The sequence below is a fragment of the Streptomyces sp. SCA2-17 genome, assembly GCF_044336695.1.
On sequence record NZ_CP117521.1, the window covers coordinates 6609109 to 6634580 of the forward strand.

Genomic DNA, 25472 nt, shown 5'->3' on the forward strand with positions numbered 1-25472 from the left:
CCCCCATCGTGCGCGCCGTGAGTACACCGCCTGAGACACCCTCGCCGCGAAGCCTCGCCCGCGAAGCCGCCGGACTGCTCCTCGCCGCCGCCGGCATCCTCGTCGTGCTCGTTGCCCTGGGCGCCATGCACCCGGTACTGAGCAGCAGCGTGGCGGCCGCGGGCACCTTCGCGGCCCTCCGCTTCCTGGCACCGCCGAGGACCAAGGTCTCCCGCGCCGTCACCTGCACTATCAGCACCATCGTGGTCGCGGCCGCCGTGTGCTGCGCCTTCGCGTACTTTCCACTGCTGGGCTGGGCCGAAGTCGGCACGGCCCTCGCCGCGGTAGGCGTGTGGCTGGCCAGCGAGGGGGCCTGATGCCGCAGCGCCAGTTCCTGCCCGGCCTCCGCCGCCTCCTCGTCCCGCGCCCCGCGTCTGCCGCGGGAAGAGAAATCAGCCGGGCCGATCGGCAACTCATACGTCTCCATGACCTACGCGGGCACCACGACCGTATGGGGCACCGAGAACCGCGCCACGGGCTGGGACCCGACCGCGTCATCCAGGAGGGATACGAGCGGAGTATCTGGACCTTCAAGTCAGTCGAGGCGATCTCCAAACACCCCGGTGCTCTCACCGTCGAGATCGGACGTGGTGGTGACGAGCGGCAGTTCGCGGAAACGCTCACCGACCACCCGCTCCTGCACGTCCTGAACGTCCAGGCCAACCCGCTGGAGCGGGCCACCGTCTTCAAGAAGCGGCTCTCTGCGCAGCTCCTTTTGTCGAAGAAGGGTGCGTTCGCTGGCCTACCTGCTCCACCTCAATAGCTGGTCAGCCCCTCACTACCTGACGCTCTTGGACGCCGCGCACCGTCACCTCGGCTACGGACGGATTACGAAGACGGAGCGCAAACGGGTCACGCGCTGGACCCGGCACGGCGTCACTCCTGAGATGCGCGCTCAGAAGGCGATGGCCTTCCTGCACGGCATCCCGGAGGAGGAGGTCACGGATCGGCCGTGGCCGGAGTGGCTCAAGCTGGCATGTATCCGCGAGTGGCCACTACTTGACGCCCCATGGGATCCACAGACCACGATTGACCTATTGGATCGCGTGGCCTCGACGGGAGGACCGATGGACCGCAGGGGATTCCTGGTCGTCACGGGGATAGCCCCGGTTCTCGCCGGGGTTGCCGGCGCCGAGCCCGCCGTAGCCCGACCATGCGGCCGATGGATCGGCCGCCAGGCCCCAGCTCTGTTCGACAAGGCACTGGCGATCTTGCGGCGCCAGGACGACCAACTCGGATCCGGCCAGGTGCACACTTCCGCCCGTGCCCAGCTCCGGCTGATCATCTCGGCCCTCAAAAACAACGCATACTCCGACGAGACCGGCCGACAGCTCCACGCAGCCGCGGCGGAGGCCGCCCGGATCTGCGGCTGGACCGCCTACGACTCCGGCCACCACGCCCTGGCCGAGGAGTACTACCTGGCCGCCCTGCGCGCGGCTGCCTCCTCCAACGACCCGGTCGTCACAGCCAACACCCTCGCCGTCTGGGCGATCATGCGCTACTCCACCGGAGACCCGCAGGGGGCAGCCGACCTGGTGACCGATGCCCTCGGCCGGGCCCGTTCGATCGGCTCCCCGAGGATGATCTCCATGCTCCATGCCCGCTTGGGCCGTGGCGCACGCTCACGCCGGCGATCACCCGCGCCTCGGCCCGCGCGCAGAACGCTGCCCTGGACGCCTACGACCAAGCACGCGACTGCTCGCCCCAAGAAGAGCCGGATTGCGGTACTGGGTCAACCTCGGCGAGCTGCAAATGCTGGCCGGCTCCTGCGCGCTCAACCTCGGCCGCCCCAAGGAAGCACTGATCCAATTCACCGCCGCTCCGACCACACTCCGGGCCGCCGACGCCTATCAAGAAGACCACTTCCCGCGCGGCGCCGCCATCTACCTCGCACGCGAAGCCGAGGCCCGGATCTCCCTCGACGACCTCGACGGCGCTGTCGAGACCGCCCACCGAGCAGTCGAGCACATGGGCGGATTCTCCTCCGCCCGCGGCACTTCCACCCTGGACGACCTGCGGGCCAAACTCGCCATCCGCAAGGAAGTCCCCCTCGTCCGCGACTTCCTGGAACGCACCGCCTAACCTCCAAACTCGACTTCGGACCACCGCCGTTCGGTGTGACTGCCCAGGAGTGTTCCCAGGACTGCCACAGCAGTGGTCCTATCGCCGAGGGACAGGTCAGGAAACAGTGAAGGCCCGGAAAATGCCGGGCCTTCACGTGTGAGTAGCGGGGACAGGATTTGAACCTGCGACCTCTGGGTTATGAGCCCAGCGAGCTACCGAGCTGCTCCACCCCGCGTCGGTACGGTGAACAGTACGGCATCAGCCCGGCGGAGGCGAACCAGTCCCCCCTGCTACGGAAGCGCCGCTGCGGACGCATCCTGCTGTGCAGGGGGCCGGGGGCCGGAGCAGTGGAAGCCGATCAGACTTCGAGGCCGGCGGGGACGCGCGGACCGATGCACGTCACATTGCCGGCGCCCAAGGTCAGAGCGAGATCGCCGGGGCGGATCATTCTCGCGACGACGTCCGGGACGGCGGATATGGCGTGCTCGGGCCAGACGTCATCGCCGGCGGACCGGGCGGCGTCGGTGATCAGCTCGCTGGCGATGCCGGGGATCGGGTTCTCGCGGGCCGGGCAGATGCCGAGGACCATGGAGGCGTTGGTCGGCGCGAGGGCTTGGCCAATCTCGGCGCCCGGCTCCTGGGTGCGGAGAGGTGCGGCTGGAAGACGGCGAGGATGCGCGAGCCGCCAGCGCCCCGGATGGCCTCCAGGCCGGCGGCCATCTCGGTGGGGTGGTGCGCGCATGAGTCGATGACCTGGCCCCCCTTAACCTCGCCTTTGAGCGAGAAGCGGTACTCGGTTGCGGAACGGCTGGGACCTGGCCGGACAGCAGGTAGTGGCGCTGGGCGGGCTCACGCCACGCAGCGAGCCGGCGAGCGGCTGAGGGGGGATCTGAAGGGCGAGATTTGAACCCGTGCTCGGCCTCAGCCGGGCGACATCTCTGGGGCTATCGATCAAGCCCCTTTCGTGTTGTAACCCCGCCGTGCGCAGGCGCATGTGAATGCATCTCCGCCGTAATTCGCCCACGGCAGACAACGAAACACCTCCAAGGGCTGGAATGTTTCCCGGGGCCATGTCAACGTACAGCGTCCCCCGGAAACACCAGGTCAATGGAGGTGCAGGGTCTCGCAAGCCGAGCGCTGGTCAACCGTCATTACCGGCCCACCTTATGAGGCCGCGCCCATTCGCCGTCCTTGCTTCGTGATAGGGAGCACGCTCAAGGAGCCCACCTATCCAACACTGTGCTTAGTTCCCTACGCTTCACCGCTACGGTCCTCTTCGCTCTCGGCACAGCGGAAGCCTGGGGCGCAGCAACGTCAAGGCCACGAGGCCCGGGCCACCGCCCTACGCCTCAAAGTCAGTGCGGCCGGCCTATTGCAGAGGAGCTGCTGCAACGCGACGTCCGACGTGGGCAGGTTCATCGTACGCTTTGCCGGTAATCCCGGTGCTGGTAACGGCACATCGCCCGCGCTGCCGGAGTCCGGGGACGCGCCCTGGTCCCGCAATCTTGGCCGCCGCACCGCTGACGACTTCGTCGTGCTGGAGACCGACATCGAACTGGCTGGCCTTATGGCAACTGGCCGACTTACAGCAGGAGCGCCCCTCACCCGGGCGACGGCCATACATAGCCGACGATCTCCGGTTAGCCAAACCGGGATTTCTCCGCACCATGAAGGTGTAGTTAGCCGCGGGGACGGCTGCGCTCGGAAATCGGAACGATTGAGGGAGTGTGTCTTGGCGCAGGGTGGCAGTTACCGCCTGCTTACACCGGCGGAGGTGGCTGATTGGCTGAAGGTCAGCGAGAACACCATCAAGAACAAGTACCAGGGCTGGGGCTTGAAGCCCCAAAAGGTGGGCCGTCTGCTTCGCTTCCGCGAGCGCGACGTGGTGGCCTACTTGGACCGCAGATACGGATGATGCAGCACTTCACGATTAGCACGGGGCGGACGGCATAGCTTGGCCAGGGTATTTCAGAAGTGCAAGGAAGACGAGGAGAACAGGCACTACCCGTGTGATCAGACACGTTGCGGTCACCCCTGGACCGCGCGCTACCGTGAGCCCGGAGGCCGCACCGGCCGCCAGCGCGAGAAGTCCTTCCGGAAGAAGGGCCAGGCCGATGCCTTCGTGGACAAGGTTGAGCGGGAGAAGGACCTCGGCACCTACATCGAACCCCTTGGCTTCCTGACCCCGCTGATTCAGGTCTACCGCGAGTTCATCGACATCGGCGGTGACGAACGCGTCAACAGCACGCGCTACGCCTACGAGACCAGCCTCCGCCTTCACGTGGAGCCGTACTTCGGCGCTCGGGCCATCGGGGCCATCAAGCCTAAGGACCTCAAGGCCTGGCTGAAGTGGATGGTCGAGGACCGCGGCTACGAAGCCAGCACCGCCATCAACCGCTACGAGACCCTCAGTGGGGTCTTCAGCTTCGCCTTCGCCAACGACTACATCGCCAAGAACCCCTGCCAGCAGGTCAAGGCAGGACGCACCCGCGCCAAGCGCAAGACCAAGAAGACCATCCACCTGCCCACCCTGGCGGAGCTCGAAGCCATCGCCGCCAACCTCCCCGGCCCGTACCGGCTCCTGGTCTGGCTCATGGCCGGCTGCGGCCTGCGCATCGGCGAAGCCAGCGCGGTGTCCCTGCAGCAGATCGACTTCGACAACGGCACTCTCTACGTCGACCGGCAGATCACCCAGGACGGGGAGAACGAGGAACCCACCACGAAGCGGCAGAAGGCGGTGACCAAGGGCAAGGGGCGCGCCCACTGCATCCGCCACCTCAAGTGGCGGGACCAGGACGAAGGACGCTCCGTCCCCCTGCCGGCCACCATCGCCGCCAAGATCCGCGAACACCTGCGAATGCACGGCACGTTCCACGTCGAGGACGGGCTGAACCGGATCGCAGGGGACTACCTGTTCTCCAACGTCGGACGCACCAACATCCTCATGTACTCCCTCGTCGACCGGCTCTGGCGCAACGCCAAGAAAGCCGCCGGCATCACCAGGAAGATCACCCCACATTGGCTCCGGCACTTCTTCGCCTCTGCCGGCCTGTCCAAGGGTGTACCCGTCACCGATATGGCCGAATGGCTCGGCCACCGCGACCCCAAGATCACCCACCAGACCTACGCCCACATCATGCCCGACGCCCCGCAACGCCTGCGGACGGTGATGGACTCCGTCTTCATGCTCGAGACAGAGCTGAGCCTGCCCTTGCAGTTCGACGCGCTCGTGGAGGCCGCGTAGGGAGGTGGTAACCGCCAGGGCGCGAGCACCGCCGGTGGCTGGCCTATCGAGGTGGACCTGCTGCGCGCCGTCGAGCAGCCTTGCAGGCGCTGTACGACATGGCCCCGCACGTTGATCCGCACCTTACAGTCCACCGCCGGGCGGCGGTCAGCGCGAGACGCTGCTCATGTCCGCGTAGCGGTCGCCCGCTACCTGGTCCGCGATCGCGTCCAGGGCGGCCAGTTCTTCTGTGCTCAGCGTCAGCGCTGTCGCCGAGGCGTTCTCCTCCAGACGACCGGGCTTGCGGGTGCCGGGGATCGGCACCACGGTCAACGCATGTACGTGCGCCTGCTGATGCACCCAGGCCAGCGCCACCTGTGCCGGGGTCACTCCGCGCGTTGAGGCGATCCTCCGCATGGGCAACAGCAGCGTCTCGTTGTGTGCGGCGTTGTCGCCCGTGAATCGTGGTTGATAGTGCCGGGGGTCGTTCACCGGCAGGTCATCGGCGCGGCCGAAGCTCCCGGCCAGGAAGCCTCGCGCGAGTGTCGAGTACGGCACGAACGCCACGCCCAGCTCGGCCGCGGTCGGCACCGCGCCGTGCTCGACGTCGCGCGAGAACACGGACCATTCCGACTGCAGGGCCGCGATCGGGTGAACCGCGTGCGCCTCGCGCAACTCGTCGCCGCTGACCTCGGACAGGCCCAGGTGTCGTACCTTGCCGGCCCGGACCAGCTCTGCCATGGCGCCCACCGACTCCATCAGCGGAATCCGCGGGTTGCGCCGGTGCATGTAGTACACGTCGATGTGCTCCACACCGAGGCGGCGGAGACTCGCGTCCACGGACCGGCGGATGTACGCCGGGTCGTTGCGGACCACATAGCGCAGATGGTCGCCTTCGCTCCGCTCGACGCCGAACTTGGTGGCGAGCACCACGTCATCGCGGTGCGTTCGGACGAACGGGCCGATGAGTTCCTCGTTGCCCCCGAAGCCGTACATGTCGGCAGTGTCGAGGAGCGTGACGCCCAGCTCCAGAGCGTGCTCCAGGGTGGCCATCGCCTCGGCGGCATCAGTGCCGCCGTAACAGCCACTCATGGACATGCAGCCGAGCCCCTGCACGCCGACGACGGGACCGCCGGCGCCCAGGTTGGTGGTGGGGATCGTACTCACGGTGTTCCTCGCTTCTCGACGCCGGTTCAGGAGTTGCCGGTCGCGGAGAGCAGGGGCATGGTCGGATGGAGCGCGATGTGCCGGGCCGTGCGAACGCCGATGATGGCCGAGAGCTCGGCCAATGCGAGGGACTCGAGGCCGACGTCGGCGAAGGTCGCCGCAGGGCTCATCAGCTCCCGCTGCACTCGGAACTTGGTGGCCAGCACTTCGGTGAGCTCGTCGTAGGTCATGATGGATGATCCTGTCCTGGGCGAGGGACTAGGGACGACGGGTCGGCCTCCTTGAAGCCGCATTGCGTCGCACGGAGCAGACGGAGGTGCGGACACGGTTCGGTATGGTCTTCAGTTCTGCCGGTAAAGGGGTGGAAGCCGGTCCAACGTAATACCGAAGTGCTTTTCGTAGGCCGGTGCGAGCTCGGTTTCCGCCAGTGCGGTCCATTCCGTGTGCGTGCCCTCAATTCGGGTCAGCACGTCGCCGCGCAGGGCGATGGATCCGTTCTCGGTCAATCGTGTGCAGTACACGTGGGTGCGGTGGTAGGACTCGGGGGAACTCCAGACCCACCAGAATCCGGCCATGAAATCCTTCTCGACCCGGGGACGTGCCTCGATCCGGAGGATGGGCGCCCCATTGCGCAGGAGGTCGGTGTCTCCGTCGGGGCCGGCGACGAACTCGAAGGTGCCCTGCGGATCGTGCTGAGGGCCGACCAGATCCATCCGCAGCGGATGACGAGGACCGAATACGCCCAACCCGACATCAATGAACCACGGGTATATGCAGTCGACGAGGATCAGGGGGTGGCAGAGCGCGAAGCTCGGGCGGCCCCCGTTGAACATGTAGGCGCTCAGCAAGGTGATGCGGAATCCGAGGGCGCTCAGGAGGGACGCGAGTGCCGAGGCGTTCAACTCCTGGCAGCCGCCGCCGCGCCGTTGCCGTACGACCTTGTCGATGGCGCCGTCGCCCAACAGTGCGGGCTCTCCCAGGTGCATGCCGAGGTTCTCGTACGGAACCGACATCAGGTGGCGTTCCTGCAGTTCGCTGAGGAATTCCGGCTGTGGAGAGCGGATAGTCGTCACGCCGATCCGGTCGAGGTATTCCTGGGTCATCTGGGGATCCAACTCGGAATCCAATCCGGTGCTTCCATTGGCTGGTCGGGTGCTGCCCGATCGGTGACTCAGCAGTGGGAGATCGCCGCGGACACCGTCGGAGTGAAAGCGGCGCGGCACTGTTTGCTGCTCGTGATCGTGCCCCAATATTCGGCGGGCACGACCTCCGAACGGGTGACGATCACCCGTCTGTGGCATCACGCCACAGAGGTTGACGCCGTCGCCCCAACGGGACTACGTGCAACGGATCGTGGCACTGGCACAGCCACCTGAGGGTCGGCTATGTTGCGACCTGCGTGCCGCAACCAGGAAAAAGGGAAATGGACTCGTTGATTATCCACTTGTCATATTGGATTCCCTTTTACTGGAGGTCAGAAGCCGTTCTCCCCTCTGACGAGAGGATCAGTCACCATGACGTACCACGAACTCACCGAGATGCTGGCGACCAGGTTCGGGGTGGCGCGGGACAGGATGCGCCCGGAGGCGACCTTCACCGACGTGGGGTTGGAATCGCTCGCCGTGGCCGAACTCTCGGTCATCGTGAGTGAGCACACCGAGCGGGACACCGAGCTCCTCCCGGGCATGTCGCTGGCCTCCGCTGCCGCCGCTTGCTGAGAAGGCCTCCGGCCCGGGCATCAGGCAGGTACGACCGCCGCATCAGAACACCCCCCATCAAAGGAGGCTCATGACGCACGTGGTCATCACCGGCCTGGGCGCGGTGACCCCCGCCGGCTCGGGCATCGAAGCAACCTGGGAAGGGGTGTGCCGGGGCGATTCCACGGCTGCCACCGACCCGGCCCTGGCCGGAATGCCTGTCACCTTCAGTTGCCGTGCCCCAGACGTCGAGCACGCCGTCGACCCCATGACCCTGTGGCGCCTGGACCGCAGCTCGCAGCTCGCACTGACCGCCGCGCGGGAGGCGATTGCCGCGGCCGGCCTTGACCCCGGCACGTGGGAGGCTCCGCGCGTCGGAGTCGTCATCGGGTCCAGCCTCGGTGGTGCTGCCGTCTGGCACGACCAGCTGGGCAAGCTCACCGACCACGGTCCTGGCCGGGTTTCCGCTGCCTGCCTTCCGATGCTTCTGGCCAACACCCCCTGCGGTGAGGTCGCACTCGCCGTCGGCGCCCGCGGTCCTAGTCTCGCCCCCGTCACGGCCTGCGCCACAGGCACCACCGCCCTGGCCGTGGCGCACGACCTGCTCGTCACCGGTCAGTGCGACGTCGTCCTTGCCGGAGGCGCCGAAGCGGGGACCACCCCGCTTGTCGTCACCGCATTCCACCGCTGCGGGGCCCTGGCCGCCGGCAACGACGACCCCGCCGCCGCGTCCCGTCCCTTCGCCCCCGACCGCGCGGGCCTGGTCGTCGCCGAAGGCGCGGCCGTCCTCGTACTCGAACGCGTCGAGACCGCTCGGGCCCGCAAGGCACCCGTCCGCGCGGTTCTGGCCGGCTGCGGACAGAGCACCGACGCCCATCACCCCACTTCCCCCCGACCGGACGCCGCCGGAGCCCAGCAGTCCGTCGAAGCCGCCCTCCGGCACGCACACCTCGCTGCCGAGGCGATCGAGCACGTCAACGCTCACGCCACCGGCACCCGGCTCGGCGACGCCGCCGAAGCCCTCATGATCGGGCGCCTCTTCCCCCACAGGCCGTCCGTCACCTCCGTCAAAGGCAGCCTCGGCCACGCCCTCGGCGCAGCAGGCGCGATCGAGGCCGCGCTGACCGTCCTTAGCATCGAACGCGGCCTCGTACCCCCCACCGCCCACACTGATCGCGCCGACCCTGCCTTGGACATCAACCTCGTCACGAAGGCCCCTCGCGAGTACCGGGTCGACACCGCTGTCAGCACCTCCTTCGGGTTCGGCGGGCACAACGCCGCCGTCGTCCTCCGGCACCCGCGTGTTCTCTAGGGGCGTCGTGACGCACCAGCTCCAGCCACGGCGACCCGCCGACATGGCGCCCCACCACTTGAGGAGGAGAGTGATGGTCAGGGCCCAGGGCAGTGCCCGCGTGTGCCCCGAGTCATCGGATTCGCAGCTCCGGCGAGGCGCCTCGTGAGCAAGGGCACAGGCACGGTTGCCGAGGCGATCGAGGCGGTGGCGCGAGGCCGCTCCACGGTCGTGGCGCAAGTCCGCCGGTCCGCGGAGACCGAGCTCCGGCACCGCTGCCTTCGCGCCTTCACACAGGTGGACCCGGAAGCCGCCTTCGACGCCGCCGAGCGGCTCGACCACTGCGGTGACAGCCGCGAGCTGCCGCTACGGGGCGTGGTGCTGGCGGTGAAGGACAACATCGACGCCGTCGGGTTCGCCACAACGGCGGGAACGCCAGCCCTCCGCACGCACCGGCCTCCCCACGACGCTCCGACGGTAGGGGTGTTGCGCGAGGCGGGGGCGGTGATCCTGGGCAAGACCAACATGCACGAGCTGGCCCTAGGAGTAACCAGCGACAACGCGACCTTCGGGCTGGTACGGAACCCCGTGCGGCCGGATCGGATCGCCGGTGGCAGCAGCGGGGGTTCCGCGGCCGCGGTGGCCGCGGGGGTGGTGACGGCGGCCCTGGGCACCGAGACGGGCTGCTCGGTGCGGTTGCCGGCCGCGCTGTGCGGATTGGTCGGATTCCGGCCCACCGTGGGCGCCTACCGGACGGAGGGCGTCGTGACCGTGTCCTGGACGCGGGACACCGTCGGGGTGCTGGCGCGCAGTGTCGATGACGTCCGAGCCCTGGACGCCGTCATCCGTTCCTCCCCCGACACACCCGCGACAGGCGGCGGACGTCCGGGCCTGAAGGGGCTGCGACTGGTCTCCCCCCGGCCGACGTTCCGCCAGGACATGACGACTGCGCTCCGAGCCTCGTTCGAAGCCCGCCTTGCCGTGTTGGAAGAGGCAGGCGCCCGCATCATCGAGACCGACCTGCCCGAGGGGGCGTGGGAGGTGTCGGGCGAGTGCGGACTGCCGATCCTCCTGTACGAGACCTCCCGCGGTGTCGATCGCTACCTCGCGGCACACGCCACCTCGCTGCGGTTCCACGATGTCGCCGCGCGCGTGGCCAGCGGCGACGTCGCGGGGATCGTGCGCGGCCTGGCCGGCGGGGGCACCGAAGAGGCGTACGCGGCGGCCCTTGAACAGCGGGCACACCTCGACCGGCTGCTGCGCGGATACCTGGCAGATCACGGGCTCGACGGCATCATCGTGCCCACTACCCCGATCTCCGCCCCGCGGCCCGCGGTCTTCAACGAGTCGACCGACCGGTACTGGGCCACGTTTCAGACGCTGGCCCGCAACACCCATGCCTCCAGCATCCTGGGCTGGCCCGCCATCAGTCTTCCTGCGGGACGGGACGACGGAGGGCTGCCCTTCGGCATCGACCTGCAGTTCCCACCCGGCACGGACAGCGCTCTCCTGGCGGTCGCGCGAGCCTGCGAGCAGACATGGCGGGACGCCGGGCGGCGACCGCGCACCAATGACGAGGGAGAGAACCTGTGATGACGTCTGTTGGTGGCACGACGACCACGACACCGCCTGTCGAGGCATGCTCGCAGAGTGGCCCGGAGGCCGGCCCCGATTGGGACGAGGTGCGTGCGCAATTCGCGCTCGACCCGGCCGAGGCACACATGACGTGCTGCTTCCTCGCCCCGCTCCCGTTGCCGGTCAGGGAAGCGGTGGAACGCTACCGCGTCGCCTTCGAGCGGAACGTGCTGTGGGCCGAGAAAGACCTGTACGGCATCCACAACGGACTGCAGGGCGACGTCGTACGAGCCCTCGCCGAGTACATCGGCGGCAGGCCGGAGGACATCGCGCTGACCGCCAACACCAGCACCGGACTCGGTGTCGTGTACAGCGGTCTGAGGCTGCGCCCGGACCAGGAGATCGTGCTCAGCATGCACGACCATCTGGTCCATGAGGAGGCCGCGCGATTCGCCGCTCAGCGGCACGGTGCAACCTTGCGGGCCATCCGGCTCTACGACGATCCTGCACACGCCACCACGCACGAGATCGCCGAACGGGTGGCGGCGGCCATCGGACCGCGAACACGAGTGGTCGGTGTCCCGTGGGTGCACTCGTGCACCGGGGTGAAAGCCTCCCTTCCCCTCCTCGCGGACGCCGTCGCCGTGGCCAATGAGGGCCGGGCGGAGGAAGACCGGTGCCTGTTGGTCATCGACGGCGTGCACGGGCTCGGGGTCGAGGACGTCGATGTCGCGCGCACCGGCGTCGACTTCTTCGCGGCGGGGACACACAAGTGGATGCTCGGCCCGCGCGGCACCGGCTTCGTATGGGGTGCCGAGGAGGCGTGGGCCCAACTGGACCCCGCCTTCCCGGCCGTCATCCTGGACCGCGACTACTGGCAGGCCCTCAAGGCCGGCGCAGGACTGCCACCGACCAGGGCCAAATGGATGTCGCCAGGGGGATTCCAGGCGTTCGAGAACCGGTTCGCCGTGGCCGATGCCGTGGCCTTCCACCAGTCCCTCGGGCGGAACCGCGTCGCGGGGAGGCTCGCCGAGCTGAACAACTCGCTGCGACTGCAAGTACACTCCCTTCCCCGCCTCGAATTGGTGAGCCCTCTGGAGGAGTCAGTGGCGTCCCAGCTGGTGTGCTTCCGCCACCGGGATCTACCCGCCCGTGAGGTGCTGCGCCTCTTGGCCGAGCACAAGGTGTACGGAACCATCACCCCCGAGATGCACGACCCGGCCGCACGACTGTGCGCGGGCCTCATGAACGGACCCGGCCACGTGACCGCCGCGATCAACGCCCTCGCGGAACTCTGATGGTGAAACGCATCCTCCTCATCGCCACGGGAACGGTTGTTGCCGCGAGCCTGCCGAGCTGGCTCCCGCGCCAGGTCATCACCGCACGCAACCGCGTCCTCGCCGCCGCAGGCAGCGAGAAGGACGTCACCATTCCCGGACCGCGGATCGGTGCCGACCGGCTGAGGGAGGTGTACGCCCACCCCCACGCCCACGGACGAGGACCGGGATCGAAACTCTCCGACTTGATCTGGTACCTGATCCATCCGGTCGGCCATGTCCACCAGGAGCACATGTCGTCCGGTCCGTTCCACAGTGAGCTCGCGGGCTGCACCCGGGCGATTCTCACGGGTTCAGGGCTGGACGTCGAGGACTTGGCCCGGCGCTGTGCCCGCCGGGTACTGGACGGGACGGATTCCGCGAGTCCGAGAACCGTCCGCCTGCGGGATGTGGCGATGGAGATGACGGCCGAGTTCTTCCACGAGCTCGTCTTTCGGACCCCCTGTCCACCCGGGGCCCGAAAATTGATCACCGCCAACGCAGACGACGCCCTCGGCGCGACCAAGTTCACCCGGCTGCGTCACTTGGACCGGCGGGCCGCGCTGACCGCCTACCTGCTGGAGCGGATCCAAGCGGGCGCGATCTCCTGCGAACTCCCCGCGTCCCTGGACGACGAACAGCAGGCGCTGTATCTGCACGGCAACGTTTTCGGGACCGGCGTCGCGCAGCTCGCCGAGGGGCTGAGTCACCTGCTGTTCGCCCTTGCGCATCATCCGGAGATTCAGCGGAAGATGGCGGACGATCCCGCGGACACTGCCTTCTACGATCGTGCCATCAACGAGTCGCTGCGCATGTATCCCCTGTTCGGTATCTCCCAGCGCATCACCACCGGTCCCATCGACATCGGCGATGAGACCCTTCCGGCAGGGTCTGTGCTGTTCTTCGACTACGAGGCATACCACCGGTCCGGGTTCACGGACCCGGACCGTTTCGATCCGGACCGGTGGCTGAGCCTGTCGCCAAAGGACGCCACCTTCATTCCCTTCGGTGTAGGCGGGAACCGGCCCTGTCCTGCCCGCGGGCTGTCGACACTGTTCTTGCGCGTTGTCACTGCCGAGATCTTGCCGCGCTTTGCGTTGTATTCCAGTGCCGGCCACACCCGGTCCATGCCCAACCGGGCCCCGTGCGTCCTGATGCCCCGCGCTACCGCCTTGGCGCGCCCGGCAGGTGTCCTCAGGCTGATGCGGGTCCGCGACGACTGGGAGAACGTCACCCGAAGCCTCACCCAGTTAGTCTTGGGCTGCGTCATCGTCGCCCACGCACGCAGCCAAAAGCTCTGCCAACGCCACCACGAGGACCCCGCAGGCGACACCCGATGCCGCCAGCCGCAACGAAAGACAGGCACCCAACATGCCTGACACTCGTGATTCCAAGGGACCTGACACAGGACTCGGTCTCACCACGGCCGGCACAGCCGACACCGTCGTGGGCGCCAACCCACCGGGCCGCCTGTCCCGCATGGTCGTCACCGCGCGAAAGCGTGTCTTCACGGCCATCAATGGCGAGGACAGCGTTGCCATCCCGGGTCCTCGTGTCGACGCCTCCCGGCTGCGGGAGATCTACGGGCATCCGCATGCCCATGGGCGGGGGCCGGGTTCGAAACTCTCCGACCTCATCTGGTACTGGTTTCACCCCGGTTCCCAGGTTCACCAGGAACAGGCGTCCTCCGGTCCGTTCCACAGTGAGCTCGCTCGATGCACGCGAGGCATCCTCGGTGTTCCCGGGCAGGACATCGACGCCCTGTCCCGGGCCTGCGCCCGTCGTGTCCTGGAAGGGATGAGCCCCACCGTCAGGACGGTCCGCCTGCGGGATGTGGCGATGGAGATGGCTGCCGAGTTCTTCCACGAGCTCGTCTTCCGAACCCCCTGCCCACCCGGGGCCCGAAAATTGATCACCTCCAACACGGACGACCTTCTGGGCGCCCTCAAATTCAGCACGCTGCGTCACTTGGACCGGCGGGCCGCGCTGACCGCCTACCTGCTGGAGCGGACCCGGACAGGAGCGGTGACCTGCAATCTGCCCCCATCGCTCGACGACGAACGCCGTGCCCTGTACCTGCAAAGCAATTTCTTCGGGACCGGCGTCGCGCAGCTCGCCGAGGGGCTGAGTCACCTGCTGTTCGCCCTTGCGCATCATCCGGAGATTCAGCGGAAGATGGCGGACGATCCCGCGGACACTGCCTTCTACGATCGTGCCATCAACGAGTCGCTGCGCATGTATCCCCTGTTCGGTATCTCCCAGCGCATCACCACCGGTCCCATCGACATCGGTGGCGAAACCCTCCCCGCAGGATCCGTGCTCGTCTTCGACTACGAGGCATACCAGCGATCCGGATTCGACGATCCCGACCGTTTCGATCCGGACCGGTGGCTGAGCCTGTCGCCGAAGGACGCCACCTTCATTCCCTTCGGCGTTGCCGGGAACCGGCCCTGTCCCGCCCGCGGATTGTCCACCGTGTTCATACGCGCGGTCACTGCCGAGATCTTGCCGCGCTTTGCGTTGTATTCCAGTGCCGGTCACACCCGGTCCATGCCCAACCGGGCCCCGTGCGTCCTGATGCCCCGCGCTACCGCCTTGGCGCGCCCGGCAGGTGTCCTCAGGCTGATGCGGGTCCGCGACGACTGGGAGAACGTCACCCGAAGCCTCACCCAGTTAGTCTTGGGCTGCGTCATCGTCGCCCACGCACGCAGCCAAAAGCTCTGCCAACGCCACCACGAGGACCCCACCAGCGACACCCACCATCGCCATCCCCGGCGAAAGACAGGCACCCAACATGCCTGACACACCCCAGGTCACCGAACTCGACCAGGGGGCATCGGCCGCGAACGACGGCTGTCCGGCCGTGACGTCCCTCTACCCCTGGTTGGATCCGGCAGAGACCACCCGGCGCCTGGCCGGGCAACGGGTGGCACCGGTCGTGGTGCCGACCGGCGAACGCATGTGGCTGGTATGCGGCCACGCCGAGGCCCTCCAGGCAATGTCGGATCCCGCCCTGTCCCGGGCGGCCGCTGCCAAGCGATCTGTCGCCGCGACCCCGGCTCAACTCGCCCGTCGAGGAGGTCAGGCCGACGATTCCGAAACGCACTTGGCCCTGCGCCGCACACTCGCCCCGGCGTTCACCGCACGCCAAGCACGAACGTTGTCACCGTGGCTGGAGCGGACCGCACATCGCATGGTCGGAGACCTCATCGTCGCCACGCCCCACGCCGACGTCGTCGCCGTGCTTGCCCGCCCCCTGCCTATGGCAGCCATCAGCAAGCTGCTCGGCCTCGACCCACGCCTGCTTCCGCGGATCGCGGCCGACGCCGACATCTCCGCCACCGAGCGGGCGGCCACCCACGAGATCACCGCCGCCTTGGCACGCATCACGTCCCAAGTGATCGAACTCATCGACCAGCGTCGCATGGAACCCCGGAACACTCTTCTCGACCGGCTCGTCACCATCTCTGACGATGGTGACCTGCCCGACACCCACCTGGCCGGCCTCGTGCGCGATCTCATGATCGTCGGTTGGCACGAGACCGCCCGCAGGATCGCCACCGGCATCCACGCCCTGCTGAGCCACCCCGACCAGTACCGACTCCTGCGAAGCGACCCGTCACTGGTCGCCCAGGCCGTGCACGAACTTCTGCGTCACGAGAAGTACCCCAGTGACCTGGCCCCCCGCGTCGCCACCGGCGACACCAACATCGCGGGAACACACATCCCCGCCGACGACACGGTCGTCGTCTCCTCATACGCCGCCGACCACGACCCGTCGGTCCATCCGGACCCCGATCGACTCGACATCACCAGGCCCACCGGCCCGCTCCTTGCCTTCGGACACGGCATCCACTACTGCCCCGGCAGCCACCTTGCCCGCACCATCCTCGCCGCGACCCTCACCGCCCTCTGCCAGCACCCACCCCTCACCCTCGCGGGCACACCCCAGTGGCGCAACGGCTGGGTCGCCCCTTCCCTCCGCACCCTGCCCGTCGCCCTCGCCTGACACCCCGGCCGACGGAGCCACCGCACAGGAGCACTTCGCCGTCTTCGGGACGCCCACCGACCGCGAAACGAGACGGCAGCAGACCAGCAGCGCTCCGAGACCACCCCCCTCCGGCCACCCGAAACCACCCCGCCAGGAGGACCTCACCCATGCCGACAGCTCCGCCGACCCTCCGCGGCGGCGCCGAAGAGAGCCCCGACCCCCCGGCAGTCAGACCAACTGACGGGCAGCAGGACATGAGACGACAGGTGACCTGCCCTCCCCGAAGCACGGACCCGACCACGTTCGGACCGGCCGACGAGCTCGTGCTGCCCATGCCCGGAACCGGTCTCGGCCCCTGCCCGTCCGCCTCGTACGGGCCAACCGACTGCGCTCGGTCACTCCAAGAGCACATGCGGCTGTTCGAGCAGGCCACACACCCACAACCCCCGGACCGGCTACGGGCTCCAGCAGACCCGGACCAGCGCACCCGCCACCGGTGGATCGTGGGACACCAGGTCGCCTTCGGCGTCTGGCGGCTGCTGGCCGACACACTGCGGGCTCTCCTCAGCGACCCCACACCCCGACTCCCGCTGGTCCACGAGGCCGCTCGTCTGTACGACACGTACTCGTTACTACTTCTGTACGCGGGAAGCTGCTCGGCGGGGCGCTACGCCGCCACGGTGCGGGCCGACATGGCCGCCCGTGACCCCGCCTTCAGCGGGCAGTGGACCCGCGACCACACACCGCTACCCGAACTCCAGCGGCAGGTACGCCGAACCTTCCCGGCCGCTTCCGTCTCCCCCCTCACCCGAGCTGCCCGGCTCAACCACCACGTGCACATGACCGTGGCCGAACTGCTGGTGCCCGAGGGGGTCTCCCTGCTCCAGCAGACCGGCCGAGACCCGGCTCAAGAGCCCACCGAAGCCGAACGGAACCTGTCCGACGACTACTTCCGAGTCCGCCGCCGGCCCCTCTGCCACAACGGATTCGCCGCCCAGCTCGTTCTTCGGATCGCACAGATCAGGTGCGACATCGCCGCCCATGGCCTGAACCCCGAGAACACGACTGCCGCCCCGCAACCCCACGCCATCCGCCGGCTGCACGACGCGGCAACAGACCTGCTCCTGCACCTGGCCGACACCGCCACCGCGAACTGCGGCCACCCCGTCGGACCCTCCCAGTCCCCGCGCACCCTGTGAACGGAGTACCGATGACCTCCCTCGCGGACGCCCCCAAGACCGTCCTCCTCACCCCCGCCCTCCACCACTACATGCAGGAGCAGGCCGAACCCCCGACAGCGATCCAACTCCACCTGATCGAACGCACCCGCGCCCTCGGCGCGCCCGCCGAAATGCAGATCCCGCACGAGCAAGCGGTCCTGCTCAACCTGCTCACCCGCTTGAGCGGGGCACGGAGCATCCTCGAAGTGGGCACCTTCACCGGATATTCGACCCTCGCCCTGGCACTGGGGACCACGCCGGACGGCCGGGTAATCACCTGTGACCTGTCCTCGGAATGGACCGACATCGCCAAGAAATCGTGGACGGCTGCCGGCGTAGCGGATCGCGTGGACCTGCGCCTGGGCGACGCCGGCGATACCTTGCGCGCACTACCCGACGAGCCCGCGCTCGACTTGGTCTTCATCGACGCCGACAAGCCCTCCTACATCGACTACTGGGAGCAGCTTGTCCCGCGTGTGCGCCCCGGCGGGCTCCTGCTCGCCGACAACGTCCTCTACGCGGGCGAAGCAGCACATCCGCAGGCCACCGGGAACGCGGCGTCCATCCGGGCCTTTAACCAGCACGTACGGGCTGACGACCGGGTGGAGTCCGTCATGTTGCCCGTCGCTGACGGACTGACCCTCGCCCGCAAGCGGGACGGCCGAGACCGAGCATCGTGACTTGGTATGCGTTCTCAGGCCCGGGTGTGCTGCCTGACTGCCGCATCTGATCGTGAGGGGGACTACAGTCAGTCATTGAAACCGGCAGGTAGCCCGTCGACACGCTCGTGGCTGTTCGAGTCGACGAAAGGAGGCTGGGCATCGCCGTACGCGGCCCCGAAACATACCGGATCACCGAAGACACCACCGGTCAGGATGAACGGGTTACGTGCCCGTCACGCTCACCGCCGAGCGGCCCGGCACGTTCTACCTCCTCTTCCGCGGCGGGGAACTCCGCGCCCGCACCCCCGCCGCCCTGAGCCAGGCGCTCGACGTCGTCCTCGCCGGCTGCACCCATCACGCACGCTCCGGCCCGGATGACATCGCGCTGCTGTGCGGGGCCGTCGTGCACGCCGACGGACGCGCCGTCCTCTTTCCACGGAACTGGATGTCCGACCTCATCAAACGCGTCCGGCAGCTCGAACGGGACGGCTGGCGGGTGCCCGCGCCATTGAACATGGTGCAGGGCTGCCCCCGTGCCCGGAGCCTGCACCTGGCTGCGGGAGAGAGCCGATCAGTGCCCGACGCCGCGATTCCTAACCAGACTCCAATAGGCCGACATGCCGCACGCACGGAAACAGCTCCTGGCATCCATTGTCAACTGGATCGCCCGCCCCACCACCGCCGACACCGTCCACACGCTGGCCACAGCCCTGCAACCGCTGCCAGTGCACACAGGCACCTGGCAGGAAGCCTGCACCTACCTCACGCGCCCCCGCTGACAGGTAACCAGCTCATTGGGCTGCCCTTTCTGCATGCACCATCACAGTCACGAACAGGGAGCCGTGAGACCTGGAAGACACATCGGAACCGGTCACCCGACACCTGGGGGCGGCTGCCGCACCAGGAAACCAGCACGCGGCCGGATCCGCCAGCAGCCTCTGTGACCAGCAGCGACTGTGCTATTGGGCCTGGCTGTCGTCATCATCGGCGAAGCTGTCGGCCTGCGACTTGACCTCTTCCGAGCCCTCCGGAGCATGCTGGTTCCGCTTTGAAGCCTCATCCTGAGCGACGCCCATTGCCTTCTGTGCCTGCTCCTTGAGTTCGTTGGCCTTGCCCTGGAACTGGTCCTTGATACCCATGACTCTCCTCACGATGCGGTTTGTTTGTTCATTCCCAGAGACGCGCTACGCAGGCCGTCTGCCTTCTCGACATCCAGACCGTTTAGGTGGCCGGGGGGTGCTGGCCTGGCCAGCGGGGCCCACCGCTGAAGCCAAATCCAACCACCGGCCCGTGGAGTTCCACGGCGCCCGCCAACGAGTCCATCGAAGCGCAAGTATGCGCAGCACGCCAGGCGGGCCGGGATTCTCGGCCTCTTCGTCGAGCCCTATTCGAGGCTGGTGTGGAAGTCAGTTGAAGAATCGTTTCAGCACAGTAGTGGCATGGGTTGCACCTCCGCCGTGGCGCACCGAAGGTCACAGCGCAACTGCATGAATTGATGACATGGATCCGCTCGAACGGCTCATTTCCCGTTGCTTGTTACGACCTATATGACTTGACTGGCCTTCACTGCGGCACGCCACGACCTGAACTGATGGAGTGAGCTGCCCTGCGAACGCGGCCCAACGAGCGGTTGCCGTGCCCGTCGGCTCGTGTCTCTCTCGCTTTTCCCCTGTTACAGGAAGGGAGTCAGGCATGCTCGAATCCATATCGCAGCCGGAGGACCCGCTACTCAAGCCGTCGGCGGTAGGAATCGACGCCGCCCGGAATCTCGCCCATACCGCCAAGTCTGTTCCCCAGATGCAGGGAATCTCTTCCCGGTGGCTGCTGCGCATCCTGCCCTGGGTGGACGTTCCCGGCGGCACCTACCGCGTGAACCGGCGTCTGGCCTTCACGGTCGGCGACGGCCGGGTGGCGTTCGACAACAAGGGGTCACGCATTCGCGTCGTTCCTCAAACGCTGCGTGAGATACCCGTGTTGCGGAATCTCCCCGACTCGGCACTGCTCGGCACTCTGGCAGGTGCCTTCGAGCAGCGTGAGGTGGAGGCGGGAAGCGTCCTTGCCCGCGCGGCGGAGAAGGCGGATCAGCTGGTCCTGGTGGCCCGCGGGAAGGTCGACCGGGTGACTCCCGGCGCGTACACGGACACGGTCTCGCACGGGCTTCTGTCCGACGGCGGCTATTTCGGCGAGCAGTGCCTGACAGGCAATGGCCGGTGGGCATTCACCTACCGTACGGTGACAGCCTGTACCGTGCTGGTGCTTCCGCGCCGTGCCTTCAAGCAGATCCGCGCCGCATCACCGGAGCTCGCCGCGCACCTCGATGCCTACCTCGCCTGTCCCCGGCCGGCGGTGACGCGCCGAGGTGAGGCCGACATTGCCATCGCCTCCGGCCACAGCGGGGAAGCGATCCTGCCGGCCGCGTTCGTCGACTACGAGTCCAGCCCGCGTGAGTATCCCCTGAACGTGGCCCAGACCGTCCTGCGGATCAACACCCGCGTCGGCGACCTGTACAACGGCCCTCAGGACCAGACCGAACAGCAGCTGCGGCTGACCATCGAGGCCCTGCGCGAGCGGCAGGAGCACGAGATGGTCAACCACCCCGAGTTCGGACTGCTCAACAACGCCGACCCCGCGCAGCGGATCGCGACCCGGCACGGTCCGCCGACACCGGACGATCTGGACGAGCTGATCTCGATGCGGCGGCAGACAAAGTTCCTCCTGGCGCACCGGCGCACCATCGCGGCCTTCGCCCGCGAGTGCACCCGCGCGGGGATCTGCCCGCCCGGAACAGAGCTCAACGGGCACCACGTGGTGGCGTGGCGCGGGGTGCCGTTCCTTCCGTGCAACAAGATCCCCATCTCGGGCGATCTGACTAGCTCGATCATCGCCTTGCGGACCGGGGAGGACAACGGCGGGGTGATCGGCCTGTACCAGCGGGGCATCGACGACGAGTACGAGCCGGGTCTGTCGGTCCGGTTCATGGGGATCGACGACCGGGCGACGCTGTCGTATCTGGTCAGCAACTACTACTCGGTGGCACCGCTCCTGCCCAGTGCGCTCGGGATCCTGGAGAACGTCGAGGTCGGCCACTACAACAAGCCCCCGGACCTGTCGTGAGAGTGCTCGGCGGCCCGACCGGGCCGGGCACATCGGCGGCATTCCGGTTCGCCGCGCGGCCTGCCGTATCCGATGCGGCACGTGCTGTGGTCGTGCCGCTTCTGGACTGCCCGAGGCCGCGCAGGGACGATCCACTGCTGGCCGGCCGGCTCGACGAGCGAGTCCTGGAGTGGGCCGAAGGAATCGGTCTCTATCACGGCCGGATGGAGCGGGTTCGGGCGGCGGGCTTCGGCCGGCTGGCCACCTTGTGCTACCCCGCGACCGGCGACGAGGACCTGCTGATGGTCCCGGCCCGGTGCGCGCTGGCCATCTGGGCCATGGACGACCACTACTGCGACGACCCGGAGCTGGGAGCCGTACCGCACCTGCTGGGATCCCGCCTGGCGACCGCCTCCGCAGTCCTGGGCCGGGTCCGCCTCCCCGACCGCCACGAAGCCGCCTTCACGGGCGCCACCCGCGGCGATCCCGCACTCGAAGGCCTGCGGTCCGCCGTCGGACACCTGCAGCGCATCACCACTCCCGCCCAGCTGGACCGGGCCCGCCACACCCTGCGGAATCTGTTCACCGCCCTGGCACAGGAGGGCACCTGGCGTGCCACCGGATACCGGCCGCGGGTGTGGGAGTACCTGATGAACCGGCAGGCCAACAGCTTCCTGCCGTGCATGACCGTCATCGACGCCCTCGGCGGCTACCGGCTGCCCACCGAGGTCTGGGCCCACCCCGACGTCCACGACGCCATCGGCACCGCCGCCCTGGCAGCCTGCATCGCCAACGACATCTACTCCGCCGACATCGAGGACCTCTCCTCGGACGGGGACTTCAACCTCCTCCGGGCCATCGAGGCCGAACAGCACTGCACCCCTCAGGAGGCACTCAACATCAGCGCCGGCCTCCACAACGAACTCATGCACCGCTTCCACCAGCACCGCGACCATCTCGCTCACCGCGGCGGAAGCGAACTCCACCGCTTCCTCGGCGGCGTACTCGACTGGTGCGCCGGCAGCCTCGCCTGGCACCGCACCGCCCCCCGCTACCACCGTCAGACCACCGGTGGACCGACCCCCTGAAAGAAGGAGAGAGCATGACCACCTCGCCACAGACCGGGGAAGTGCTGCGCACCGACTACCAGCGGGCGGTCGCCGCCTACTGGGACACCCACCTCCACGACGACGTCAATCTCGCCCTGGGTGAGATCGACGATCTGTACCACCACCACTACGGCATAGGCGCATACGACCCCACCGTCCTCGACCCCGGCGTCCCGGACCGTGAGCAGCGCACCGTCCGCGAACTCCACCGCCTGGAGAGCGCACAGGCCGACTTCCTGCTCGACCACCTCGGCCCCCTCACCCCCGAGCACCGGACCCTCGACGCCGGCTCCGGCCGCGGCGGCACCTCCTTCATGGCACACCACCGGTACGGGTGCCACGTCGACGGGGTGACGATCTCCGAGTACCAGGCGGACTTCGCCAACGCCCAGGCCCGGCGCCACCACCTCGACGACAAGGTCTGCTTCCACTTCCGCAACATGCTCGCCACCGACATGGAAGACGGATCCCGGCAGGCGGTGTGGACCAACGAGACCACCATGTACGTCGACCTCGACCAGGCCTTCGCCGAGTTCGCCCGCATCCTCAACGTCGGCGGACGCTACGTGTGCATCACCGGATGCTCCAACGACCTCACCGGAGGCCGCTCCAAAGCCGTCAGCCGCATTGATACCCACTACACCTGCAACATCCACCCCCGCAGCGCATACTTCAAAGCCCTCGCCGCCAACGGCCTCGTCCCCATCACCGTCACCGACCTCACCTCACTGACCATCCCCTATTGGGAACTGCGCGCCCGATCGCACCTCGCCACCGGCATCGAGGAAGCCTTCCTGACCGCCTACAAGGAAGGCAGCTTCCACTACCTCCTCATCACCGCCGACCGCACATGACCGATAGCAGGAGGTGCCGGGCCAGCGGTGTCAACCGCCTCTTCTCTCTCCCTCCAGCTGGCGACCAGGTGTTCCACGCACTGAGAGCTGGATGAGCTTCCCTTGAGGAGGGAGCTGCGGTCTCCTGCCCGCTCCTGGCCGTGCGACCACGCCGACGTTGCTGGACTCTCTTCCTGCTCGAGACCGAGCTGAGTCTGCCCTTGCAGTTCGACTCACTCGTCGAAGCTGCGTGGGTCGCTCAGCGTGCCCTACGGGCGTGTCGAGCCATGGCTGCCTGCTGGCCACCATGGCAAGGCCGAGAGGGAGTGCGTTCGGTTCATTCTCTGTGCTGTTGGGCCTGGCAGCCCAGCTGCCTCCGCTATTACTGATGAGGTAGCCCCGGCCGCGACTGCCAGAGTCCGACGTCGCGACGCTCTGCCGGTGGGCGACGGCATCAGGAAGTTTAGGAGAGAAGAGACCACCGGCGATCAGGACATGCACTGTCTCTGACGAGGGCAGGGTTGCCGCCTGGGGTGACGACGCGTACAGCCGGGGCCCGGGACGCACGGTTCCTCCTCGCAGCGGTCGACTCGAAATCATGTGGCTGTTCGCGAGGGATCCGGTGCTGTCAGCCGGTGTAGGAAACGAAGTAGGAGGGGAGGTCAGGGGTGATGTGGTGGGCCGGGCCGCCGAGAACGGTGGTGATGGTGGCGGCCCAGCCGAACAGGAGCAGGGCGACGAGTCCGGAGACGGCGAGAAGGCGGGTGATGTTCGGGGCAGGGCCGGGGAAGGGGAGGCGGTCGCTGCCCTGGAGGAGTGCCGGCTCGGTGCCGTGGGTGCGGGCGAGGCGGTCCATGACGACAGCCCGAGCCGGTCGGTGAGTTCGCTGTCCGACGGGGCCGCGGGTACGCCCCCTCCGTGGTACGCCCTGAGGGGCGCCAGTACGTGGCCACGAAGAGGATCCGATCCTCCAGCAGCAAGGTCCACGGTCACCCACTGGTCAGAGTGTGAGCTTCGCCCGGAAGCGGGCTCCTGCTTCACTACGTACTGTTACGCATCGGTGAAGGCTCCGGAGCGCGTTCCCTCTTCTACGCGGCGGGCTTTCACGGTGGCGCTCGGATTCCCGTGCTGGTTCGGTGCTGACTTTTGGGCCCGTGATCAAGAAAACCGCAGGTCCTAGCCCTGTCCCGATGAGTTGTCGTACCACTCGATGGTTGTGCCGATGAGGCTGGCGACGACGATTCTGGGGAGTGAGTTGGGATTTGGGGTGTGTGGGGGAGGGGTGGCCATGGTCATCACTTCCGGGTGGGCGAGGGGTGCGTCATTGCGTCGCCATACCGTAGGAAGATGCAGGTCAGCGGCCTATATGGCGGGGCTTCATAGTTCGGGGCCGGGGTGTGATGGGGACGTCCACGACGGGGTCGGCACGGAGGCCGAGGAGGCTCAACTCGCTTTAGGAATCCAGCGCGGAATCATGTCGTGATTGGGGTGATCTGGAGCCGGGGTGCTGACTCCCGTGCTGACTTGGTGCTGACTACGCAGCGTTGAGCTAGGGCATTCGGCGCGCATGGGCCCCGCTGCTGAGAGGATGGAGGTGGTCTCTTCGGCGAATGCGATGGCATCAAGGAGTGGAGGTGCGGGGCCGACGGGTCGCCCAGATCGGATCTTCAATGCAACACGTCCCGCTCCGGCCGCTACGGCATCAAGAGCTAGCTGGACGCACATAACTGCCCTGGGGTATCCACACCGTCGGGCTGGTGTTTGGGTTTCCGGCGGCGACGAGTCGCTGCTGGCGTCCTGCTACCGCGAGTCCCTGCGGGTCGCGGACGAACTGGGGGCGCGCACAGTGGCGTTCCCGGCCATCTCCACGGGTGCCTATAGCTGGCTGATGGGGGACGCGGCCCGCGTCGCGGTTGAGGCAGGAGGCAGCCGCCGACGTCGGTGGAGGAGATCCGCTTCGTCCTCGCATCTACCCACGCGTACGGAGTCGTGCCACCGGCGCCCCCTCTCTCACCGCACCACCCCCTATCAAGCTCAGGAACCCATAAGGCAACTGCACTGGGGTGGCCAGGCCCCTGGAAGTTCTGTTCCGCGGGTGCGGGCCGGGTCTCTATGGGGTGCGGTATCCGGATGCCGGGTGTGATGGCGGAGCCGGATCGGTCGGCCGGTGCGTGTGTCCGGTGGCGGCTGCG

23 protein-coding genes, 1 tRNA gene and 2 pseudogenes are annotated in these 25472 nt (G+C 67.7%); 19 read left to right on the forward strand and 7 right to left on the reverse strand.

From position 1 onward, the window contains the following. The first annotated feature begins 17 nt into the window (after positions 1-17). The 4 genes and pseudogenes from PS271_RS29420 (at position 18) to PS271_RS29430 (ending at position 2121) form a co-directional block, all read left to right on the forward strand. On the forward strand, positions 18-356 hold the full coding sequence (locus PS271_RS29420; RefSeq protein WP_398386076.1) for a hypothetical protein: 339 nt from the start codon (positions 18-20) through the stop codon (positions 354-356). After that, positions 356-802, forward strand: a complete 447-nt coding sequence (locus PS271_RS29425; protein ID WP_398386078.1) for a hypothetical protein — start codon at positions 356-358, stop codon at positions 800-802. The genes PS271_RS29420 and PS271_RS29425 overlap by 1 nt, the downstream gene beginning before the upstream one ends. Continuing rightward, a pseudogene (locus tag PS271_RS31395) lies at positions 768-1610 on the forward strand (NsdA family TPR-like regulatory protein); the annotation flags it as partial. The gene PS271_RS29425 and the pseudogene PS271_RS31395, both read left to right, overlap by 35 nt. Positions 1611-1758: 148 nt before the next feature. After that, positions 1759-2121: a hypothetical protein gene (locus tag PS271_RS29430; RefSeq protein WP_398386080.1), complete on the forward strand. Its 363-nt coding sequence runs from the start codon at positions 1759-1761 to the stop codon at positions 2119-2121. A gap of 143 nt (positions 2122-2264) precedes the next feature. Here PS271_RS29430 and PS271_RS29435 read toward each other — a convergent pair. Both PS271_RS29435 and PS271_RS29440 read right to left on the reverse strand, forming a co-directional pair. Next, a tRNA-Met gene (locus tag PS271_RS29435) sits at positions 2265-2338 on the reverse strand. A 123-nt stretch (positions 2339-2461) separates the two neighbouring features. Continuing rightward, positions 2462-2892 (reverse strand): annotated as a pseudogene (locus tag PS271_RS29440) (glutamate ligase domain-containing protein); the annotation flags it as partial. Positions 2893-3670: 778 nt separating this feature from the next. On the opposite strand from PS271_RS29440, the gene PS271_RS29445 reads away from it, so the two are divergent. Continuing rightward, positions 3671-4018: a helix-turn-helix domain-containing protein gene (locus PS271_RS29445; protein ID WP_398387112.1), complete on the forward strand. Its 348-nt coding sequence runs from the start codon at positions 3671-3673 to the stop codon at positions 4016-4018. Positions 4019-4225: 207 nt separating this feature from the next. After that, positions 4226-5347 (forward strand): tyrosine-type recombinase/integrase, encoded by a 1122-nt coding sequence (locus PS271_RS29450; RefSeq protein WP_398386081.1) that lies wholly within the window; start codon positions 4226-4228, stop codon positions 5345-5347. Between the two features lie 147 nt (positions 5348-5494). Here the strand turns inward: PS271_RS29450 and PS271_RS29455 are convergent, their stop codons facing one another. The 3 genes from PS271_RS29455 to PS271_RS29465 all read right to left on the reverse strand — a co-directional run bounded on the left by PS271_RS29455 (position 5495) and on the right by PS271_RS29465 (position 7596). After that, positions 5495-6493, reverse strand: a complete 999-nt coding sequence (locus tag PS271_RS29455) for an aldo/keto reductase (protein WP_398386083.1) — start codon at positions 6491-6493, stop codon at positions 5495-5497. A gap of 26 nt (positions 6494-6519) precedes the next feature. Beyond that, positions 6520-6723 (reverse strand): acyl carrier protein, encoded by a 204-nt coding sequence (locus PS271_RS29460; protein ID WP_398386085.1) that lies wholly within the window; start codon positions 6721-6723, stop codon positions 6520-6522. 111 nt (positions 6724-6834) lie between these two features. Next, positions 6835-7596: an arylamine N-acetyltransferase family protein gene (locus PS271_RS29465; RefSeq protein ID WP_398386087.1), complete on the reverse strand. Its 762-nt coding sequence runs from the start codon at positions 7594-7596 to the stop codon at positions 6835-6837. 411 nt (positions 7597-8007) lie between these two features. Between PS271_RS29465 and PS271_RS29470 the strand changes: the two genes are divergently transcribed. The 9 genes from PS271_RS29470 (at position 8008) to PS271_RS29510 (ending at position 18263) form a co-directional block, all read left to right on the forward strand. Further along, positions 8008-8211 carry an acyl carrier protein gene (locus PS271_RS29470; RefSeq protein ID WP_398386088.1) on the forward strand — a complete coding sequence of 68 codons (204 nt, stop codon included), beginning with the start codon at positions 8008-8010 and terminating at the stop codon, positions 8209-8211. A gap of 70 nt (positions 8212-8281) precedes the next feature. Further along, entirely contained in the window at positions 8282-9502 is a 1221-nt protein-coding gene (locus PS271_RS29475; protein WP_398386090.1) for a beta-ketoacyl-[acyl-carrier-protein] synthase family protein, read from the forward strand. Between the two features lie 144 nt (positions 9503-9646). Beyond that, the gene (locus PS271_RS29480) at positions 9647-11074 is read left to right on the forward strand and encodes an amidase family protein (protein WP_398386091.1); all 1428 of its coding nucleotides are present in this window, start codon (positions 9647-9649) and stop codon (positions 11072-11074) included. Beyond that, positions 11074-12354 (forward strand): aminotransferase class V-fold PLP-dependent enzyme, encoded by a 1281-nt coding sequence (locus PS271_RS29485; RefSeq protein ID WP_398386093.1) that lies wholly within the window; start codon positions 11074-11076, stop codon positions 12352-12354. Before PS271_RS29480 ends, PS271_RS29485 begins: the two co-directional genes overlap by 1 nt. Then, positions 12354-13751, forward strand: coding sequence for a cytochrome P450 (locus tag PS271_RS29490; RefSeq protein WP_398386094.1), 1398 nt, complete (start codon positions 12354-12356; stop codon positions 13749-13751). Before PS271_RS29485 ends, PS271_RS29490 begins: the two co-directional genes overlap by 1 nt. A gap of 100 nt (positions 13752-13851) precedes the next feature. Next, the gene (locus tag PS271_RS29495) at positions 13852-15174 is read left to right on the forward strand and encodes a cytochrome P450 (RefSeq protein WP_398386096.1); all 1323 of its coding nucleotides are present in this window, start codon (positions 13852-13854) and stop codon (positions 15172-15174) included. Next, a complete protein-coding gene (locus tag PS271_RS29500; protein WP_398386097.1) occupies positions 15167-16381 on the forward strand; it encodes a cytochrome P450 in 1215 nt (404 codons plus the stop codon). Before PS271_RS29495 ends, PS271_RS29500 begins: the two co-directional genes overlap by 8 nt. A gap of 392 nt (positions 16382-16773) precedes the next feature. After that, positions 16774-17562, forward strand: coding sequence for a 3-methyl-L-tyrosine peroxygenase-related protein (locus PS271_RS29505; RefSeq protein WP_495656765.1), 789 nt, complete (start codon positions 16774-16776; stop codon positions 17560-17562). A gap of 11 nt (positions 17563-17573) precedes the next feature. After that, complete coding sequence (locus tag PS271_RS29510) at positions 17574-18263, forward strand: O-methyltransferase (RefSeq protein WP_398386101.1); 690 nt, start codon at positions 17574-17576, stop codon at positions 18261-18263. A 941-nt stretch (positions 18264-19204) separates the two neighbouring features. Here the strand turns inward: PS271_RS29510 and PS271_RS29515 are convergent. After that, positions 19205-19384, reverse strand: a complete 180-nt coding sequence (locus PS271_RS29515) for a hypothetical protein (protein WP_398386103.1) — start codon at positions 19382-19384, stop codon at positions 19205-19207. A gap of 553 nt (positions 19385-19937) precedes the next feature. Between PS271_RS29515 and PS271_RS29520 the strand changes: the two genes are divergently transcribed. The 3 genes from PS271_RS29520 (at position 19938) to PS271_RS29530 (ending at position 23301) form a co-directional block, all read left to right on the forward strand. Continuing rightward, positions 19938-21359, forward strand: a complete 1422-nt coding sequence (locus tag PS271_RS29520) for a family 2B encapsulin nanocompartment shell protein (protein ID WP_398386105.1) — start codon at positions 19938-19940, stop codon at positions 21357-21359. Between the two features lie 92 nt (positions 21360-21451). Next, on the forward strand, positions 21452-22426 hold the full coding sequence (locus tag PS271_RS29525; RefSeq protein WP_398386107.1) for a terpene synthase family protein: 975 nt from the start codon (positions 21452-21454) through the stop codon (positions 22424-22426). Positions 22427-22440: 14 nt separating this feature from the next. Further along, positions 22441-23301: a geranyl diphosphate 2-C-methyltransferase gene (locus PS271_RS29530; protein WP_398386109.1), complete on the forward strand. Its 861-nt coding sequence runs from the start codon at positions 22441-22443 to the stop codon at positions 23299-23301. A gap of 607 nt (positions 23302-23908) precedes the next feature. Here PS271_RS29530 and PS271_RS29535 read toward each other — a convergent pair. Beyond that, positions 23909-24136, reverse strand: coding sequence for a hypothetical protein (locus PS271_RS29535; protein WP_398386110.1), 228 nt, complete (start codon positions 24134-24136; stop codon positions 23909-23911). 759 nt (positions 24137-24895) lie between these two features. Between PS271_RS29535 and PS271_RS29540 the strand changes: the two genes are divergently transcribed. After that, positions 24896-25423 carry a macro domain-containing protein gene (locus PS271_RS29540; RefSeq protein WP_398387114.1) on the forward strand — a complete coding sequence of 176 codons (528 nt, stop codon included), beginning with the start codon at positions 24896-24898 and terminating at the stop codon, positions 25421-25423. Positions 25424-25472 lie beyond the last annotated feature (49 nt).

Bases quoted from the DNA above. Each gene is read 5' to 3' on its own strand.
- PS271_RS29425 (WP_398386078.1), top strand. From the start codon at position 356: ATGCCGCAGCGCCAGTTCCTGCCCGGCCTCCGCCGCCTCCTCGTCCCG.
- PS271_RS29445 (WP_398387112.1), top strand. From the start codon at position 3,671: ATGGCAACTGGCCGACTTACAGCAGGAGCGCCCCTCACCCGGGCGACG.
- PS271_RS29460 (WP_398386085.1), bottom strand. From the start codon at position 6,723: ATGACCTACGACGAGCTCACCGAAGTGCTGGCCACCAAGTTCCGAGTG.
- PS271_RS29465 (WP_398386087.1), bottom strand. From the start codon at position 7,596: ATGACCCAGGAATACCTCGACCGGATCGGCGTGACGACTATCCGCTCT.
- PS271_RS29470 (WP_398386088.1), top strand. From the start codon at position 8,008: ATGACGTACCACGAACTCACCGAGATGCTGGCGACCAGGTTCGGGGTG.
- PS271_RS29475 (WP_398386090.1), top strand. From the start codon at position 8,282: ATGACGCACGTGGTCATCACCGGCCTGGGCGCGGTGACCCCCGCCGGC.
- PS271_RS29485 (WP_398386093.1), top strand. From the start codon at position 11,074: ATGACGTCTGTTGGTGGCACGACGACCACGACACCGCCTGTCGAGGCA.
- PS271_RS29490 (WP_398386094.1), top strand. From the start codon at position 12,354: ATGGTGAAACGCATCCTCCTCATCGCCACGGGAACGGTTGTTGCCGCG.
- PS271_RS29495 (WP_398386096.1), top strand. From the start codon at position 13,852: ATGGTCGTCACCGCGCGAAAGCGTGTCTTCACGGCCATCAATGGCGAG.
- PS271_RS29500 (WP_398386097.1), top strand. From the start codon at position 15,167: ATGCCTGACACACCCCAGGTCACCGAACTCGACCAGGGGGCATCGGCC.
- PS271_RS29505 (WP_495656765.1), top strand. From the start codon at position 16,774: ATGCGGCTGTTCGAGCAGGCCACACACCCACAACCCCCGGACCGGCTA.
- PS271_RS29510 (WP_398386101.1), top strand. From the start codon at position 17,574: ATGACCTCCCTCGCGGACGCCCCCAAGACCGTCCTCCTCACCCCCGCC.
- PS271_RS29515 (WP_398386103.1), bottom strand. From the start codon at position 19,384: ATGGGTATCAAGGACCAGTTCCAGGGCAAGGCCAACGAACTCAAGGAG.
- PS271_RS29520 (WP_398386105.1), top strand. From the start codon at position 19,938: ATGCTCGAATCCATATCGCAGCCGGAGGACCCGCTACTCAAGCCGTCG.
- PS271_RS29530 (WP_398386109.1), top strand. From the start codon at position 22,441: ATGACCACCTCGCCACAGACCGGGGAAGTGCTGCGCACCGACTACCAG.
- PS271_RS29535 (WP_398386110.1), bottom strand. From the start codon at position 24,136: ATGGACCGCCTCGCCCGCACCCACGGCACCGAGCCGGCACTCCTCCAG.
- PS271_RS29540 (WP_398387114.1), top strand. From the start codon at position 24,896: ATGGCATCAAGGAGTGGAGGTGCGGGGCCGACGGGTCGCCCAGATCGG.